16 protein-coding genes and 1 pseudogene are annotated in these 17,904 nt (G+C 64.0%); 12 read left to right on the forward strand and 5 right to left on the reverse strand.

Annotated elements, in window-relative coordinates:
* Positions 1–14: 14 nt before the first annotated feature.
* The 6 genes from F759_RS0107305 to F759_RS0107335 all read left to right on the forward strand — a co-directional run bounded on the left by F759_RS0107305 (position 15) and on the right by F759_RS0107335 (position 8,951).
* A complete protein-coding gene (locus tag F759_RS0107305; protein WP_027799271.1) occupies positions 15–1,355 on the forward strand; it encodes a DUF3443 domain-containing protein in 1,341 nt (446 codons plus the stop codon).
* Between the two features lie 218 nt (positions 1,356–1,573).
* Positions 1,574–2,779: a flagellar biosynthesis protein FlhB gene (flhB, locus tag F759_RS0107310; RefSeq protein WP_027799272.1), complete on the forward strand. Its 1,206-nt coding sequence runs from the start codon at positions 1,574–1,576 to the stop codon at positions 2,777–2,779.
* Positions 2,776–4,878, forward strand: a complete 2,103-nt coding sequence (gene flhA / locus F759_RS0107315; RefSeq protein ID WP_027799273.1) for a flagellar biosynthesis protein FlhA — start codon at positions 2,776–2,778, stop codon at positions 4,876–4,878. The genes flhB and flhA overlap by 4 nt, the downstream gene beginning before the upstream one ends.
* Positions 4,879–5,337: 459 nt before the next feature.
* Positions 5,338–7,326: a flagellar biosynthesis protein FlhF gene (gene flhF / locus F759_RS0107325; protein ID WP_027799274.1), complete on the forward strand. Its 1,989-nt coding sequence runs from the start codon at positions 5,338–5,340 to the stop codon at positions 7,324–7,326.
* Positions 7,319–8,188, forward strand: a complete 870-nt coding sequence (locus F759_RS0107330) for a MinD/ParA family ATP-binding protein (protein WP_027799275.1) — start codon at positions 7,319–7,321, stop codon at positions 8,186–8,188. The genes flhF and F759_RS0107330 overlap by 8 nt, the downstream gene beginning before the upstream one ends.
* Before the next feature lie 28 nt (positions 8,189–8,216).
* The gene (locus F759_RS0107335) at positions 8,217–8,951 is read left to right on the forward strand and encodes an RNA polymerase sigma factor FliA (RefSeq protein WP_027799276.1); all 735 of its coding nucleotides are present in this window, start codon (positions 8,217–8,219) and stop codon (positions 8,949–8,951) included.
* 108 nt (positions 8,952–9,059) lie between these two features.
* On the opposite strand, the gene F759_RS0107340 is transcribed toward F759_RS0107335, so the two are convergent.
* The 5 genes and pseudogenes from F759_RS0107340 to flgA all read right to left on the reverse strand — a co-directional run bounded on the left by F759_RS0107340 (position 9,060) and on the right by flgA (position 12,710).
* Positions 9,060–9,470 carry a type II toxin-antitoxin system HicB family antitoxin gene (locus tag F759_RS0107340; RefSeq protein ID WP_027799277.1) on the reverse strand — a complete coding sequence of 137 codons (411 nt, stop codon included), beginning with the start codon at positions 9,468–9,470 and terminating at the stop codon, positions 9,060–9,062.
* Positions 9,467–9,648: pseudogene (locus tag F759_RS37375) on the reverse strand (type II toxin-antitoxin system HicA family toxin). The gene F759_RS0107340 and the pseudogene F759_RS37375 overlap by 4 nt, the downstream one beginning before the upstream one ends.
* Positions 9,649–10,078: 430 nt before the next feature.
* Positions 10,079–10,525, reverse strand: a complete 447-nt coding sequence (locus F759_RS0107345) for a flagella synthesis protein FlgN (protein WP_027799278.1) — start codon at positions 10,523–10,525, stop codon at positions 10,079–10,081.
* A 94-nt stretch (positions 10,526–10,619) separates the two neighbouring features.
* Positions 10,620–10,973, reverse strand: a complete 354-nt coding sequence (gene flgM / locus F759_RS0107350; protein ID WP_027799279.1) for a flagellar biosynthesis anti-sigma factor FlgM — start codon at positions 10,971–10,973, stop codon at positions 10,620–10,622.
* Between the two features lie 153 nt (positions 10,974–11,126).
* Positions 11,127–12,710, reverse strand: a complete 1,584-nt coding sequence (flgA, locus tag F759_RS0107355; protein ID WP_027799280.1) for a flagellar basal body P-ring formation chaperone FlgA — start codon at positions 12,708–12,710, stop codon at positions 11,127–11,129.
* 216 nt (positions 12,711–12,926) lie between these two features.
* On the opposite strand from flgA, the gene flgB reads away from it, so the two are divergent.
* The 6 genes from flgB to flgG all read left to right on the forward strand — a co-directional run bounded on the left by flgB (position 12,927) and on the right by flgG (position 17,892).
* Complete coding sequence (gene flgB / locus F759_RS0107360; RefSeq protein WP_027799281.1) at positions 12,927–13,418, forward strand: flagellar basal body rod protein FlgB; 492 nt, start codon at positions 12,927–12,929, stop codon at positions 13,416–13,418.
* Between the two features lie 168 nt (positions 13,419–13,586).
* Positions 13,587–14,012: a flagellar basal body rod protein FlgC gene (gene flgC / locus F759_RS0107365; protein ID WP_027799282.1), complete on the forward strand. Its 426-nt coding sequence runs from the start codon at positions 13,587–13,589 to the stop codon at positions 14,010–14,012.
* A gap of 10 nt (positions 14,013–14,022) precedes the next feature.
* Positions 14,023–14,745, forward strand: coding sequence for a flagellar hook assembly protein FlgD (gene flgD / locus F759_RS0107370; RefSeq protein WP_027799283.1), 723 nt, complete (start codon positions 14,023–14,025; stop codon positions 14,743–14,745).
* Positions 14,746–14,788: 43 nt separating this feature from the next.
* Entirely contained in the window at positions 14,789–16,297 is a 1,509-nt protein-coding gene (locus tag F759_RS0107375) for a flagellar hook protein FlgE (RefSeq protein WP_027799284.1), read from the forward strand.
* 20 nt (positions 16,298–16,317) lie between these two features.
* Positions 16,318–17,076 carry a flagellar basal-body rod protein FlgF gene (gene flgF / locus F759_RS0107380; protein ID WP_027799285.1) on the forward strand — a complete coding sequence of 253 codons (759 nt, stop codon included), beginning with the start codon at positions 16,318–16,320 and terminating at the stop codon, positions 17,074–17,076.
* A 27-nt stretch (positions 17,077–17,103) separates the two neighbouring features.
* Complete coding sequence (gene flgG / locus F759_RS0107385; RefSeq protein WP_027799286.1) at positions 17,104–17,892, forward strand: flagellar basal-body rod protein FlgG; 789 nt, start codon at positions 17,104–17,106, stop codon at positions 17,890–17,892.
* The last annotated feature ends 12 nt before the right edge of the window (positions 17,893–17,904 follow it).

Consider the following 17,904-nt stretch of genomic DNA (forward strand, 5'->3'; position numbering starts at 1 on the left):
GGCGAGGACGAACGATGCGAACCATGCATATTGCGATGAAACTCAAGGACTGGATGCGAGTTGCGGCAACCGTCGTGCTCGTGTCGGCGCTCGCCGCATGCGGCGGTGGCGGCGACAGCGGCGGTTCCAGCTCCAGCAGCGGCTCGACAGGCGGCTCCACCGGAGGCAACACGGGCGGCAATTCTTCGAGCGGCTTGTTGCCGGCCAACCCGACCCAGCAGCCCATTGCGGCGACGGCCGCGAACACGGTGCCGATCACCGTCGCCCACGGCGTCAGCGGCGTCATCAACATTCCGACGATCAGCGTGACGATCTGTGTGCCCAACACGACGACCTGCCAGACGATCGACAACGTTCAGGTGGACACCGGCTCGTTCGGGCTGCGCATCGCCAGTTCGGCGCTCAATTCGACGATGCAGACCGGGTTGCCGACCGGTACGTCAACGAGTGGCAACCAGCTCGCCGAATGCGCGACTTTCGCCGACGGCTACACGTGGGGCACCGTGCGCACTGCAACCGTGACCATCGGGGGCGAAACGACGACATCGGCTGTGCCGTTGCAGATCATCGGCGACAAGGCGGCGAATACGACGCCGTCAACCGGTTGCGGCAGCGGCTCGGCGGAGAATACGGCGAGCGATCTGGGCGCGAACGGCATCATCGGCATCGGAACCGCGCTCTATGATTGCGGCACGACCTGCGCGAATGCGTCGACTGCGGCGACCTACAGCAATTACTTCTCATGCCCGGGCGGGACGTCCTGCACGCGTACCGCGGTTCCGCTTGTGAGCCAGGTGGCGAATCCGGTTGCGAAGTTCCCCGTCGATAACAACGGCGTGATCGTGCAAATGCCGCCCATATCGAATAGCGGCGCAGCGTCGGCCACCGGCACGCTGGTGTTCGGCATAGGTACGCAGTCGAACAATGCGCTCGGCTCCCTACAAACCTTTACGACCGATAACTACGGCGACCTGACCAGCAGCGTGTTCAACGGCAGCACGGTTACGGCGTTCCTGGACTCGGGCTCGAACGGCTATTTCTTCAGCGATAGCTCGCTCGCGCTGTGCGGCAGCAACTTCTCGGGTTTCTATTGCCCGTCAACCATGCAGACCCGCTCCATTACGCTGGCCGGTCTGAACAGCGCGAAGGCATCGGCCAGTATCGGCATCATGAGTGCGTCGGCGCTGTTCGGTAACGGCACTAACTATGCGTTCAACGATCTGGCGGGCCAAATCGGCGGGCTCGATGCATTCGACCTCGGTTTGCCGTTCTTCTACGGACGCCACGTTTATCACGGCTTCGACTTGCGGCAGAACGGCGGCACCCAGGCGCCTTTTGTGGCTTACGCAAGCTAATCTGCGGCAACGCAAAGCCTGACGGCAATCCACGACGCCCGCGCGAAGCAGCGCGGGCGTCGCTTTTTGCGGCGGCGCGAGGGCCTGCGCGGCGCGCGGCCCATCCCTCGAAAAGCCCCCGTTTCCCCGTCTTTATCCGCCGATCGCTGCTTGCGCCGAGCGGGAATAATCGCTCTCACTGGAAAGAGGCGTTGTGCCTCGGCCAACCGGAGAGCTTTGTGGCAGAGGAAAGCGACCTCGAAAAAACCGAATCAGCCACTCCCCGGCGCTTGCAGAAAGCGCGCGAGGAGGGGCAGATCGTGCGTTCGCGGGAGCTTTCGACGTTCGCGTTGCTCGCGGCCGGTTTTTTCGGCGTGTGGGGCATGTCGGGCAGCATCGGCGAGCATTTGCAGGGCATGCTGCGTGCGGCCTTCAAATTCGATCACGCCAGCGCTTTCGAAACCCATCGCATGATGATCGGCGCGGGCGCGGCGAGCCTCGAAGGGCTGTATGCGCTGCTGCCGATTCTCGCGTTCACCGGCGCTGCGGCCCTGCTCGCGCCGATGGCGCTGGGCGGCTGGCAACTGTCGGCGAAAGGGCTCGAGCCCAAGTTCGACCGCCTCAATCCGATCGCCGGCCTCGGCAAGATTTTTTCGATCAACGGACCCATCCAGCTCGGCATGTCGCTCGTGAAGACGCTGGTGGTGGGCATCATCGGCGGTACGGCGATCTGGAATCGGCGCGAGGAAATTCTCGCGCTCGCCACGCAACCGTTGCATCTGGCGCTGGCCAACACCGTGCATCTGATCGCCGTGTGCTGCGGGATGACGGTGGCCGGCATGTTCGTCGTGGCCGCGATGGATGTGCCGTATCAACTGTGGCAGTTCCACAAGAAACTGCGCATGAGCAAGGAAGAAGTGAAGCGCGAGCACCGCGAAAGCGAAGGCGATCCGCACGTAAAAGGCCGGATTCGCCAGCAGCAGCGTGCAATTGCCCGCCGCCGCATGATGACGCAGGTGCCGAAGGCGGACGTGGTGGTCACGAACCCGACGCACTTCGCGGTCGCGCTGCAATACACGGACGGCGAGATGCGCGCGCCGAAGGTGGTTGCCAAGGGCGTGAACCTGGTGGCCGCGCGGATTCGCGAACTTGCCGCCGAAAATAACGTGCCGTTACTGGAAGCGCCTCCGCTTGCGCGTGCGCTCTATCACAACGTCGAACTGAACCGCGAGATTCCCGGCCAGCTGTATGGCGCGGTCGCCGAAGTGCTCGCGTGGGTGTACCAGCTGCGGCGCTTCAAAACCGATGGCGGCGACGTGCCGGTCGCACCGACCGAACTCGATGTGCCCGCGGAACTCGACAAGGGCGGTGTATCGGATGAAGACGCCGATCAGGAAGCCGCCGACACGCTTAACCCCGCTAACGATGACGGAGCCTCCGCATGAACGCTCGCGCCGGTTTCCTCGCTCGACGGCCCGATGCCTTGAGCGGCACCAATTTGCGCGCCCTGGCCGGCCCGGTGCTGATCTGCATGATCCTCGGCATGATGATTTTGCCGTTGCCGCCGTTCCTGCTGGATCTGCTGTTCACCTTCAATATCGCGCTTTCCGTGATGGTGCTGCTCGTCAGCATGTACACGATGAAGCCGCTCGACTTCGCTGCATTCCCGAGCGTGCTGCTGTTCTCGACCTTGCTGCGGCTCTCGCTGAACGTTGCGTCGACGCGGGTCGTGCTGCTCGAAGGCCACACCGGCCCTGACGCGGCCGGCCAGGTGATCGAGTCGTTCGGCCACTTCCTCGTGGGCGGTAACTTCGCGGTCGGTATCGTCGTCTTTATCATTCTGATGGTCATCAACTTCATGGTGATCACCAAGGGCGCCGGGCGGATTGCGGAAGTGTCCGCGCGCTTCACGCTCGATGCGATGCCCGGCAAGCAGATGGCAATCGACGCCGACCTGAACGCCGGTCTCATCAACGAAGAACAGGCGCGCAAGCGTCGCGCGGAAGTCTCGCAGGAAGCCGAGTTCTACGGCTCGATGGACGGCGCGAGCAAGTTCGTGCGCGGCGATGCGATCGCCGGCTTGCTGATCATGGTGATCAACATCTTCGGCGGGCTGATTGTCGGGATGGTCCAGCACGGCATGGACTTCGCCGCGGCGGGCAAGAACTACACGTTGCTGACCATCGGCGACGGCCTCGTCGCGCAGATTCCGTCGCTCGTGATTTCGACCGCTGCCGGCGTGATCGTGTCGCGCGTCGCGACAAACGAAGACATCGGCACGCAGCTTACGGGGCAGTTGTTCACGAACCCGCGCGTGCTGGCGATCACCGGCTGCATTCTCGTGCTGATGGGTTTGATCCCCGGCATGCCGCACTTCGCGTTTCTGATTCTCGGTGGCGGTCTGATCCAGCTCGGTCGCACGATGAAAAAGCGCGCCGAGGAACGCAAGAACACGACGGCGCTCGTCGATGTCGCGCCGGCCGCGATCGCGCCCGTCGAAAACGCCGAAGCAAGCTGGGACGATGTAACGATGATCGACACGCTCGGTCTCGAAGTGGGCTATCGGCTGATTCCGCTCGTCGACAAGAATTCGGACGGCGAACTGCTCAAGCGGATCAAGAGCATCCGCAAGAAGTTTGCGCAGGAAATCGGCTTTTTGCCGCCCGTCATTCACATTCGCGACAACCTCGAATTGCGGCCGAACGGTTATCGGATAGCGCTTAAGGGCGTGGAAGTGGGCGTCGGTGAAGCATATCCGGGTCAGTGGCTCGCGATCAATCCTGGCCAGGTTTCCGCCGCGCTGCCGGGCACGCCGACGCAGGACCCGGCGTTCGGCCTGCCGGCCATCTGGATCGACACGAATCTGCGCGAACAGGCGCAGGTGTATGGCTACACGGTGGTCGATTCGAGCACCGTGGTCGCGACGCACCTGAATCACCTGGTGGTGACGCACGCATCCGAACTGCTCGGCCGCCGCGAAGTGCAGGCGCTGCTCGAGCGGATGCAGAAAGATACGCCGTCGCTCGTCGACGATCTGGTGCCGAAGACGCTGCCGCTCACCACGCTGCAAAAGGTGCTGCAAAACCTGCTGGAAGAAGGCGTGCCGATCCGCGACCTGCGCACGATTCTGGAAGCGCTGTCCGAGCACACGCCGAAGGTCACCGACGCGCACGATCTCACCGCCGCCGTGCGTCTCGCGCTCGGCCGCGCGATCACGCAGCAGTGGTTCCCCGGCACTGGCGACATGCAGGTGATGGGCCTCGACTCGAATCTTGAGCGCGTGCTCTCGCAGGCGCTCTCGACGGGTTCCAATCCGGGCCTTGAGCCTGGCCTTGCGCATACGCTGATGACCGAGACGCAGAAGGCGATGAACCGGCAGCAGAACCTCGGGCTCGCGCCGGTGCTGCTCGTGCAGCACGCATTGCGGCCGATGCTCGCGCGCTTCCTGCGCCGCAGCCTGCCGCAGCTGAAGGTGCTCTCGTATGCCGAAGTGCCCGATACGCGCAACATCAAGGTCGTAAATCTTATTGGCGCGCACGGGTAAGGCGTTGGGGCGAGCGTGGCGACTGCAATCGGGTGAGTTGCGATTGCTTCAGGTCTGGTTCGACGCTGGGTTCGCGGCTGCGTCGCGTCTGCTTCGCGGCTCGATCTACCGCCTGCTTCTCGGCCCGCTTCTCATCCTGCTTCTCATCCTGCTTCACGCTCGAAAACATTGACCGGCGCCCCCAACGCGCCGGTTTTCATTTCCGCGCCTGCCTTTTCATACCGCGAACGTACCGGAGCGTCCATGCTCCGCTCGCGGGAGTCGTGAGCCGTCGCGCGGCGCAGCGCTATTCGATAAGCGCAGTGGACGCGAATCGCGGCATACGTCCATCGTTCGAATTACCCACGTTTAACGGCCTTTATCCACCGATCGTCGGTCGACGGGTTTCGCAATAATGATCTCAATGGGAAGCGGTGTGTTGCCGGTCCGTCAGTCCGTTTACCTCATCGGGGGTCCAGCTTGAACATTCGTAAATTTATCGGTGCCACCAGCCGCGATGCGCTGCGTCTCGTGCGCGAAGCGCTAGGTGCCGACGCGGTCGTGCTCTCCAATCGGACGATGGACGACGGCAGTGTGGAGATCGTCGCCCTGGCTGACAGCGACCTCGCGGCGATTACGCCGAAGGCTCCGCGCGCCGATGCGAGCGCGGCGCAATTCGCATCGACGAATACGGCGGCCGCGCAACCCGCGCTGAGTGCACCGCGCGCGATGTCCGCCGCTCAGCCGATGCAGGCCAATCCGTACGCGAGCGGCATGCCGGACGTGTTCTCGTCGGTGTTCGGCGCGAGCCCGGAAGCCGGGACCGAGACGGCGGGCAGCTTCGCCGATTCAGCGCTAGCCGCCAGTCACGATGCACAGCCCGCTGCCCGAGTGGTGCCAAGCGCGGCCATGAATCCGGCGATGAGCTCGACCAAGGGCTCCTCCGCGCAGGCCGATACACGCAAGAGCGCATTGCCGGGCGCGTCGGCCACGGCCACTGCTGCCGCAAAGCAGGCGTCGGCGCCGCAATCGCAACAGATCCACGTCGGCCAGCCGAGCGCGCGCGCCGCCGCCGCGCGTTTGAACGAAGACATCCGCGCCGATTTGCTGAAGGCCGCAGGCGTGGCGTCCGGCTCTGCCGCACCGGCCTCGGACATCCACGCACCGCGCACGATGGCCGAATCGAATCCCTGGCTGATCGATCACGCGCGACGCATCGCCGCCGACCACGAGCCGCAAAGCGTATACAGCGCACGTCCCGGCGCGATGACGCCGGCCGCCGCGATGGCCAAGGGCCTCGGCGCCGCCGTCGAAGTGGGCAAGGCTGCCGCGCCGCAAGCGGATAACACGCCGGATTGGGCTCGCGAAGCCGCGCAAGTCGCGGCGCGGCGCGCCGCGCAGAAGATCGCACCCATGCCGCCCACCGCCGATGACGCCCGCACGCCTGCCGCTGTCGCCGAAGCGATCAAGGCGCGCATGGAGCAGGTGGTCAATGAAACCGTGATGAGCGAGCTTTCGTCGCTGCGCGGCATGATGGAAGAGCAGTTCGCGGGCCTCATGTGGGGCGACCGCCAGCGCCGCAACCCGGCGCATGGATCGCTCACCAAGCATCTGTTCGCCGCCGGTTTTTCCGCGCAGCTCGTGCAGATGATGGTCGCCAATCTGCCGGAAGAAGTCGACAACATGGACGACGGCATGGACTGGGTGCGCTCGGTGCTCGCGTCGAATCTGCCCGTCATGGAAGACGAAGACACGTTGATGGAACGCGGCGGCGTCTTCGCGCTAATGGGCCCGACGGGTGTCGGCAAGACAACCACCACGGCGAAACTCGCCGCACGCTGCGTGATGCGTTTCGGCGCCAGCAAGGTCGCGTTGCTCACCACCGACAGCTACCGGATCGGCGGCCACGAACAACTGCGCATCTTCGGCAAGATTCTGGGCGTGTCGGTTCACGCGGTGAAAGACAGCGCCGACTTGCAACTCGCACTCTCCGAATTGCGCAACAAGCACATCGTGCTGATCGACACCATCGGCATGAGCCAGCGCGATCGCCTCGTGTCCGAGCAGATTGCGATGCTGAGCCGCGCGGGTCAACCGGTGCAGCGCCTGTTGCTGCTCAATGCAACGAGCCACGGCGACACGCTCAACGAGGTCGTGCAGGCCTATCAACGCGCGCCTGATCAACAGCCGCTCGCCGGCTGCATTCTGACCAAGCTCGACGAAGCGACCAACCTGGGCGGCGTGCTCGATACGGTGATCCGCTACAAGCTTCCGGTGCATTACGTGTCGACCGGTCAGAAGGTGCCGGAAAACCTGTACGTCGCCACCAAACGTTTTCTGATCAAGAGCGCGTTCTGCATTCCGCGCGATCACTCGCCGTTCGTCCCGCATGACGAAGATGTTCCGGCCTTGCTCTCCGCGTTGTCCGCGCGTTCCACCGCTGAATTGCACGAGGTCCGCTTTGGATAAGCTCGTCTCCGATCAGGCAGAAGGACTGCGGCGCCTTCTCGCGCGCAGCGGCTCGCGCGCGATTGCGGTGACGGGCGGATCGCTGGGCGCCGGCTGTACGGCGACGGTGATGAATCTCGCCGCCGCGCTCGCGCAGCAGGGCAAAGACGTGCTCGTAATCGACGAGTGCCTGGGCGACAAGTCGGTGAGCGCGATGCTCGGCAACGTCCGCGGCGCGGGCAACTTTGCCGCCGTGATGCGCGGCGAGATGACGCTCGACGACGCGGCTTTGCGCCACGCGCTCGGCTTCTCGGTGCTGGCCGCCTCGCGTGCGCATCGCGAAGGCTATAGCTCGGCGCAACTCGGCGTGCTGCTGCACGGCTCGGCCGACATCGTGCTGATCGACGCGCAACTGGATCAGCAAGGCCACCTGTCGGCGCTCGCCATGCAGGCGCACGACGTGATGATCGTCACGCGCATGGCCGCGCAGGCGATCACCGACGCGTATGCATGCATGAAGCGCCTGCACTACACGCACGCCATCGCGCAGTTTCGCGTGCTGGTGAATTACGTGCAGAGCGTGGAAGACGCTCGCACCGCTTTTGCGAACCTGGCCGGCGTGGCCGGGCGCTACCTCGCGGTTGCGCTGGAAGACGCCGGTTGCATTGCCGCGGATGCGCGGATGGCGCGAGCCGAGGAGTTGTCGCGTTGTGTCGTCGACGCATTTCCGTCGACACCGGCTGCGCGCGACTTCCGGCACCTCGCAGCCGAACTGCAGTACTGGCCGATGCGGCCAGCGATGTCGTCGCAAACGCCGTGGATGGCGCCTGCGACAGTTACAGCGGCGCAACACGCCGACCAACCGTCTGCGCAGCACGCCTGAGAGGCGGCACAAGGACAAGGGGAGCACGATGTATAACGCTCAGGGAAAGATTTCCCAAGCCGATGTTTTGACGAAGTACGCACCGTTAGTGCGTCGCCTCGGCTTGCAGCTCGTGGCTAAAATGCCGGCCAGCGTCGATCTCGACGATCTGATCCAGGCCGGCATGATTGGCCTGCTGGATGCCGCGAGCCGCTACAAGGAAGATCAGGGCGCGCAGTTCGAGACCTACGCGAGCCAGCGGATTCGCGGCGCGATGCTCGACGAATTGCGCAGCAACGACTGGTTGCCGCGCAGCTTGCGGCGCACGTCGCGAGAAGTGGAAACGGCAGTGCACAAGGTGGAGCAGAACCTGGGGCGCTCGGCAAGCGAAACTGAGATTGCCGAACATCTGCAAATGCCGCTCGACGAGTATCAGTCGATGCTGCAGGACTTGCATGGCAGTCAGTTGATCTACTACGAAGACTTCGACCGTTCCGCGGACGACGAGCCGTTTCTCGACCGCTATTGCGTCGATCACTCCGATCCGCTGTCGGCCTTGCTCGACGATAGCCTGCGCTCTGCGCTCGTCGAAGCGATCGACCGCTTGCCGGAACGCGAAAAGCTGCTGATGTCGCTCTACTACGAGCGCGGCATGAACCTGCGCGAGATCGGCGCGGTGATGGAAGTGAGCGAATCGCGCGTGTGTCAGTTGCACAGCCAGGCGGTGGCGCGTTTGCGCACGCGCTTGCGCGAGATGGCTTGGGCTAACGTTGAGGCGACTTGAGGCAACCGGCGACTTAAGTGACGTGAGTGACCTGAGCGGCTTGCGTCGCGCGCTAGCGCCCCGCGAGGCGATTGAGTTGTGAAGCGAAGGCGTTACATGCGCTTTCTGTCATGCGTCCGCCATTTCATGCTCGGCCGCGAGCGCGAGAAAAGCGGAACGCGACATGCCCCGCGCCTGCGCGTATTCGTCGATGTCATGCACCAGCGCCTCAGGCAACGAGATGTTGATGCGTACCGCCTTCTTCAGCGCGGGAATATTCCGGGTAGTCACGAACCCCCATGTGAAACCCGCGTAGTCAGGATTACGCCGATGCTCGTCTAGCGTCAGCCTTGCGGGAATCGGCAAGCCTTCGTCGAGCAGCGTATCCAGATGCGCCTCGATCGCTTCTTTCGCGTTCGCGTAAGCCTCTTCCAGCGTATCTCCCGCCGAATGACAATCCGGAATATCCGGCACGATCACGCCGAACGCATGCTGCGCGTCGCCTGGCTCGATGGCGATCGGAAAGATCAAGTTTTTCATTTCAGCCCTGCCTGTTTCAAGATGCTGTTCAGCGTGCCGGGTGGCAGATCCCTTTTCGGATGAGGATGGTCACGAGCCCGGCTTTGAATGCATGCCGGAAATGATGATGACTGCCCGATATGCGGATGAGCCGCCACCCATCCGCGTGAATCAGTTTGACGACATCGGCACTGTTCATACTCTACTCCTCGCATCATACACACGATTACACAAACATCACGAGATAAGTTTCACTGCTACATCGCGACGCGTTCAAAGGCAGCCGCGAGTAGCCAAAAACTTCATTGAAAAAGAACGAGATTTGCCCGTGAGCGACGGATTCGCGCCGCCTGGCCGGATGGCCAACGCAGACGGCCAAGGCGGGGCAGGAATGCGCAAGGGGAGTAGAAAACAAAAAGGGCTCGTCGGGACGACGAACCCTTGCGGTCAATGGCTGAGTGCTTTTGCTGTTTGACTTACGCTTTTGCGATTCAACCGCGTCTCGTGCAGTTGCGCGCGAGCCGGGCGTCTTTGTGCGCGGCGCTAAAGTGCGTGAGGCCGGCGTGGGGATACGCCACATCGATCATCTTTCGTATGCCACCGGGGAACCCGCAGAGCACCGCCTGGTGTTACACCGCCGCGCGTACCGGAATGCGCCCGTCCGGGCCATAAAAGCCGGCCTTTTGCGGCATCGCCACCTGCAACGCCGTGAGCGCTCGCTGGTTATAGTCCATGCGCACGCGAATCAGTTCGCCGTTGCTCGTGTTCAAGCGGCGCGCGCGCTCGGCCGCTTTTTGCAGCAGCGACCATTGCGCGGCGAGCCGTTCGTCGGTGCTGGCCGCGAGTTCCATGCCGGCCCAGCCGCCTGGAAAGCCCATGCCGGCGAGCAGTTCGTCGCGACGGGTTTCGAGCTGTGCGAGCTCGCCGATCAGCGCTGTTTTCCTGTCGATGACCGGCGGCAGCAGTTCGACCGGCGACAAGGCGGTCAATGCCTTCGTCTCCAGCGTCAGAACGGAGGCGAACGCCTCCACGGCGGAATATTCTTCGGTAAGGGTGGCAAGCAGGGCGTCTTTCATCTCAACAACTCGCTGAAAACGGCGGCTCGCGCTTGATCCGCGAGCCGGGTTTGTCGAACGCCGCCCGGCCATTCACCGTACTTCGATGCGTCGATTAGTTGCCGGTCGACGAGGTTTTGCTTTGCAACAGTTCGCGTGCGGTGCTCAGCACGCCGTCGGCGATCTTGCCGGCGTCGATCTTCAGCGAGCCATCCTTGATGGCCTGCTTGATCGACTCGACATGCGCCGTGTCGATGTCGGCCGAGCCAGACGCCGCGAGGCTGCGCAGATGCTGCGACAGACCCGACAAGCTGACGCTGGCGTCGCCCGAACTGCTGGGGGCGGCTTGCGAGGCAGTGCTCGCGGTCTGCGCGCCGGTGTTCGCGGTCGCCGCGTCGCTTTGTTGCGAGCGGGACAGGGCGTCTTTCAACGTCGGCAGACTGGACTTGGTTTGGGAATCGACTTTCACGATTGGCTTCCTGAACGATTTGATTCTGATAACGGCAAGCGTCGATCAAAACTTTAGCGCAATCGCTGCTGCTTTTTCCTTGTCTATCAAGACGATCCGACCCTGAAGCGGGCGACTCGTGTGAATCGCCCGCGGCGCGTGAACCAGCCCGGCTCACAGTTGAATCTCCACCGTCGAGCCGTCTTTGACGACGCCCGACACGATCTGGCCATTGGCGGTCCTCACGCGGACCTGCTGGCCCGGCGACGCATTGTTCATCGCGCTGCCTTCCGACGAAATCGCAAAACCTTCACCGGCCGCGATCACGCGCACCGTCTGTCCGATCGACACCGCAGACGCGCTTTTCAACATGTCGCGGCGCAGCGGCATGCCGGCGGCAACGCGCGTCAACGTGACCGAGCCGACGGCCTGCGACGGGTCCGTGACGACAGCCTGCGGCAAGCCGGTCAGATCGCCCTCGCGCGCGACGAGGTCGGCGGCCGTGAGCACCTCGCCCGGCGACATCGCGCGGCCGGCCAGGTAGTAGGTGGCATGCAGCGAGATGCGCGCCTGCAGATAGATGGTCCAAGGACGCTGGCCCGCGCAGCGCACGCCGACGGTTACGCGCCCCCACAGCCGCGCGCCGCTCGGCATGAACGGCTCGAGCATCATGCAGGCGGCGAGACCGCGCGGAAACGCGGGCGCGACGGTGATATCGACTTTGCCTGGCAATCCCGCGGATTGCTGTTGCAGGAACGCGAGCGCAGCGGCCCGGATCGCTTCAGGGTCTTGCTGGCCTGGCGGCGGCGCGGGCTGGACTGGCGCCGCTGCGCGCAGGTTCTGCTGCGCGACCGCCGCCGGCGCGATGGGCCGCGTCGCGGGCATGCGGGCAGTCGGCGCCGCCGCAGCGCTGCTCGTGGAATTTGCCCGCGTGCTCGAACGCGCCGCGACGGGCTTGCCGTCCGGGCCGAACTGCGGCGGCTCGCCGCGCGACGCGAGAGTATCGAAGCCGTCCGTTACCGAAGATGCCAACGCTCCCGACGCTGCGCGGATAGCGACGCCCGCAGGCGCGTTGGCCGCGACCGGCTGAACACGAGTGGGCTGGCGTGTACCGTTCGCTTGCGGGGCCGGTGTCACGACAACCGGCACGACCTGGCGCGAAACCGGCATCGCATTGACGCGTGTCAGGCCGTCGGCCGGGCTGGCGCCATTTGCGGCGTTCAGGTTCGGGGAGTGGGTTGCGGCGACGGACCCCGCACGGTCGGGCGCAGGAATCGTGACAACACCGTTCGCGTCCGGCTTGAAACTGGTGCGGATCATTTGCGGCGCGGAAGGCGCATCGCCCGAGCCCGTAATGACGATCGAGCCGCTTGCATTGGCGGCGCGCGTGAAAGGATCGGCGTCGCGCGTGGCCGAACCGCGCGTCAGCGATTGAGCGGTGGCGGCGGCAAGTGTTGCAGCCGAGCCCGCGCGTTTCACGGGCGCTGCCTGCATATGCTCGGCAAGCTCAGCGAGCGCCGCCGGATTCTGCTCGTTCGGACCGGCAATCACGATGGGCCCGTCGGCCTCGCCGGCGTGCGCGGCATTCGCGAACAGCATCGCGGCGGCCGGCGCGCATAGCGCGGCGCCGCCAACCGCAGCCACGCCCAGCGACGAACCCAGCACGAGCCGTGCGGCGACACGCAGCGCGACCGCACACAGGCGATGCGCCGCCGCGCGTTTGGCGCGGTGCGTCGGATCGGAAGTGGGCTGGTCCATCGCGGTTCTCCATCGAATGCATTCGGTACGCCTTGCATTCTATTGAGAGCCCCCTTCGCGCAAACGTTGAATAGAAGCCCCCTTTCCCGGTTATTCGTCCGATTGCTGCTTGCGTTGCGCCCATAAGATGCACCTCATGCAAAAAGGTCTTCCCGGCTGATGCAGTCCTCACGCGAGGCGCACGGGAAGCCTCGGGACCGTTCTCCGGAGATTCTTATGCTGGACAAACTCGATGCCGAATTCGCCTTTGGACGTGAAGCGCTCGATGTGCGCGCTTACCGTCAGGAGCTCCTGTCGTCGAATATCGCCAATGCCGACACGCCCGGCTACAAGGCGCGCGACGTCGACTTCGCTTCGTCGCTCGCGGGCGCGCTGAAAAAGACTGGCGCGACGGGCCACGCCGCGTCGAATACCGCAACGCTCGCGATGGCCCAGCCGGCTGGCGTGACGAGCGGGATGTCGATGGCGTCGACGGCGCCCGGCCATATGTCCGGCAAGTCGACGTTGAGCCCGGCGGGCGGCACGCCTGACGACTACGGCAACCTGCAATACCGCGTTCCGACGCAGCCCGCGCTCGACGGCAACACGGTGGACATCGATACCGAGCGCGTCCAGTTCGCAGACAACACGTTGCACTTCGAATCGGGCATGACGGTGCTGTCGAGCCAGATCAAGACGATGTTGTCGGCGATCCAGTCGGGCTCGTAATCGGGCAACGGTGCGGGCTACGCTCAGCACGCAAGAGACACGCAGTACGCAAGAACAATCGCTACGGGAACCAGCTCGAAGCCGGCTTCGACCGGCGGCAACTGGTTGCATGGGACCGGAGTAACCGCTCAAGCGCTAACTCCGATCGACAACAGAGGTCAGGAAAACATGCCTTCCTTAATGAACATTTTTGGTGTTGCAGGCTCCGCGATGTCCGCGCAGTCGCAACGGCTCAACGTGACGGCGTCGAACCTCGCCAACGCGGACAGCACAACCGGCCCGGACGGCCAGCCGTACAAGGCCAAGCAGGTCGTGTTCGCGGTCGCGCCGATCGGCGGCGCGCGCACGGGCTCGGGCCAGCAGGTCGGCGGCGTGCAGGTCACCGGCGTGGTCGACGACCCGACGCCGATGAAGACCGCCTACGACCCCGGCAATCCGGCGGCCAACGCCGACGGCTACGTCACGCTGCCCAACGTCGACCCGGTGCAGGAAATGGTGAACATGATTTCGGCGTCGCGCTCGTACCAGGCCAACGTCGAGACCCTGAACACCGCCAAGACCCTGATGCTGAAAACGCTCACGATCGGAACCTGAGGAGAGCCCCTTGACCACTAGCACCACCATCGGCGGCAACGGCACGACCGTGTCACAGACGCTGCTCGATACGATGAACGGCACGAACAGCACATCGAGTTCGGCGAGCTCGACGAGCGGCACTTCCGGCACCTCGGCGACCGATCTGCAAAACACCTTCCTGAGCCTGCTCGTGGCGCAGCTGAAGAACCAGGATCCGACCAATCCGATGGACAGCTCGCAGATGACCTCGCAGCTCGCGCAGATCAACACCGTGTCGGGCATCAGCCAGTTGAACACGACGCTGAGCTCGCTTGCGACGCAGATGTCGGCGGGCCAGCAGTCGCAAGCGGCGCTGCTGATCGGCTCGACCGTGCTCGCGCCGGGCAGCTCGGTGTCGGTCGCAAGCGGCAAGGCCGGCGCGTTCGGCGTGCAACTCGCGAACTCGGTGAACGACCTGCAAGTCGTCGTGAAGAACTCGGCGGGCCAGATCGTCAACACGATCGACCTCGGCAAGCAGTCGGCGGGCACGATTCCGGTGGGCTGGACGCCGACCGATTCGGCCGGCAACGCGCTGCCCGACGGCACCTACACAATCAGCGCGGTCGGTACGATCAACGGCCAGCAGGCCACGGCCACCACGCTCGCGGGCGCCACGGTGCAAAGCGTCGTCATGCAGAACAACGGTACGCCGGGCCTCGTGCTGTCGAACGGCTCGACTGTCGGGCTGACCAGCGTGGCCGCGATCCTCTAATTCAGATTCAGTCAGTTACGACTTTCCAGACACGGAGACCGTCATGGGTTACCAACAAGGTTTGAGTGGTTTGTCCGCATCGTCGAGCGATCTCGACGTGATCGGCAACAACATTGCCAACGCGAATACGGTTGGCTTCAAGAGCGGCGCGGCGCAATTCGCCGACATGTACGCGAATTCGGTGGCGACGGCCGTGGGTAACCAGATCGGTATCGGCACGAAGCTCGCGCAGGTCCAGCAGCAGTTCTCGCAAGGCACGATCACTAGCACGAACCAGGCACTCGACGTCGCGATCAACGGCAACGGCTTCTTCCAGCTGTCGAACAACGGCTCGCTCGTGTACTCGCGCAACGGCGTGTTCCAGCTCGACAAGAACGGCTACATCACGAACGCGCAAGGCCTGCAACTGATGGGCTATGCTGCGAACAGCAACGGCGTCATCAACACGGCGCAGACGGTGCCGCTCACCGTGCCGACCGCGAATATCGCACCGAAGGCGACCACCAACATCGCCGCGGGCCTGAACCTGAACGCACAGGACCCGCTGATGCTCGGCACGCCGACCGTCACGCCGACGCTCGCCGCGGGCAGCACGCTGACGACGCCCGGCGCGACCATTACCAACACCGCTTCGGGCACGAACAACGACAGCTATACCGTCACGTTCACGAGCCCGACTGCTTACACGGTGACCGATACCACGCTCGGCACTACGACGGGCGGCACCTACACGGCCGGCTCGCCGATCTCGCTCGGCAACGGCCAGACGATCACGTTTAACGGTGTGCCGGCGAGCGGCGACGTCGTCGCGGTTGCGCCCACCGCCGTGGCCTTCGATCAGAACAGCTCGTCGACGTACAACTATTCGACCAGCACCACTGTCTACGACTCGCTCGGCGGCTCGCAGACGGTCAACATGTATTTCGCGAAGACCTCGGCCGGTACGTGGAACGTCTACGCCGGCGTATCGACGGGCGCCGCGTCGCTGATCGGTCACGCGAACTTCAATTCGTCGGGCACGCTGCTAGGCACAACCGACGCCTCGGGCACCGCCACTACCACGCCTTACGTGTTCAATTTCTCGGTGCCGACCACCGACGGTTCCGCGACACCGCAGAACCTCACGATGAACATCGGCGGCACCACGCAGTACGGCGGCAAGAACGGCGTGAATTCGCTACAGCCCGACGGCTATGCGGCCGGCACGCTGACGAGCTTCACGATCGGCGCCGACGGCACGCTGACCGGCAACTACTCGAACCAGCAGACCGCAGCGCTCGGCCAGATCGTGCTCGCGAACTTCTCGAACCAGAACGGCCTCGTCAATCTCGGCAACAACGAATTCCAGCAGACCTCCGCCTCGGGCGTCGCGCAGATTTCGGCGCCGGGCTCGACGAACCACGGCGTGCTACAAGGCGGCGCGGTGGAAAACTCGAACGTCGATCTGACGAGCCAGCTGGTGGATCTGATCACCGCGCAACGCAACTATCAGGCGAACGCGCAGACGATCAAGACGCAGCAGACCGTCGATCAGACGCTCATCAACCTGTAAGCGAGCAGGACGGACCCATCATGGATCGGCTGATCTACACCGCGATGTCGGGCAGCACGCAAGCGCTCGAACAGCAGGCTATCGTTGCGAACAATCTGGCGAACGCATCGACCACCGGTTTTCGTGCGCAGTTGGCGACTTTCCGCGCCGTGCCGATGTCGTTCGGCGACGGCAGTTCGATCAACGACAGCACCACGCGCACCTTCGTGCTGTCGTCGACGCCGGGTGCGGACTACACGCCCGGCCCGATCCAGCAGACGGGCAATCCTCTCGACGTCGCCATCGAAGGGCCCGGTTGGCTTTCCGTGCAAACGGCAGACGGCGGCGAAGCTTATACGCGCGCCGGCAATCTGCACATCGACCAGAACGGGCAGTTGGTGAACGCCACCAATCAGGTGGTGCTCGGCAACGGCGGGCCTGTTTCGGTGCCGCCGGGCGCGGAGATCACGATCGGCAAAGACGGCACCGTGTCGGCGCTCACGCCGGGCGATCCGCCGACCGCCGTGGTGACGGTCGATCAGCTGAAGCTGGTCAACCCCGATCCGCAAACCATGACGCGCGGCGACGACGGCCTCTTTCGCACCGCCGACGGCAATCCCGCCGACGCCGATCCGGCCGTGACGGTGGCGCCTGCATCGCTCGAAGGGAGCAACGTGAACCCGGTCAGCGCGATGGTCTCGATGATCACCAACGCGCGCCAGTTCCAGATGCAGACCAAGCTGCTGGAAAGCGCCGACAAGAACGATCAGTCGGCTAACCAGTTGCTCAGCTTTAGTTAACGGGCCGCCCCGCCCTGGAGAAGAAACATGAATCGCTCACTCTACATCGCCGCTACCGGCATGAATGCGCAGCAGGCGCAGATGGACGTGATCTCGAATAACCTCGCAAACGTCAGCACCAACGGCTTCAAGGGCTCGCGCGCGGTGTTCGAGGATCTGCTGTATCAGACCGTCCGCCAGCCCGGCGCGAACTCGACGCAGAACACCGAATTGCCGTCCGGCATCCAGCTCGGCACGGGTGTCCAGCAGGTCGCCACCGAGCGTCTGTACACGCAGGGCAACCTGCAGCAGACCGGTAACTCGAAAGACGTCGCCATCAACGGCCAGGGCTTTTTCCAGGTGCAGATGCCCGACGGCACGACCGCCTACACGCGCGACGGCTCGTTCCAGACGAACGCGCAGGGCCAGCTCGTTACGTCGAGCGGCTATCAGGTGATTCCCGCTATCACGATCCCGAACAACGCGACCTCGCTCACCATCGGCAGCGACGGCGTGGTGTCGATCACCGTTGCCGGCTCGACCAACAGCCAGCAACTCGGCTCGATGCAGATCGCCACCTTCATCAACCCGGCCGGTCTCGATGCGAAGGGCGAGAACCTGTTCGCGGAAACGGCGTCGTCGGGTGCGCCGAATGTCGCGCAGCCTGGCCTGAACGGCGCCGGTACGCTGAATCAAGGCTACGTGGAAGCATCGAACGTGAACGTGGTGCAAGAACTGGTGAACATGATCCAGACGCAGCGCGCTTACGAAATCAACAGCAAGGCCGTGACGACGTCCGACCAGATGTTGCAGACGCTCAGCCAGATGCAGATTTGACGCTGAAGTCAC

The sequence above is a fragment of the Paraburkholderia dilworthii genome (genome assembly GCF_000472525.1).
Lineage (GTDB): Bacteria > Pseudomonadota > Gammaproteobacteria > Burkholderiales > Burkholderiaceae > Paraburkholderia > Paraburkholderia dilworthii.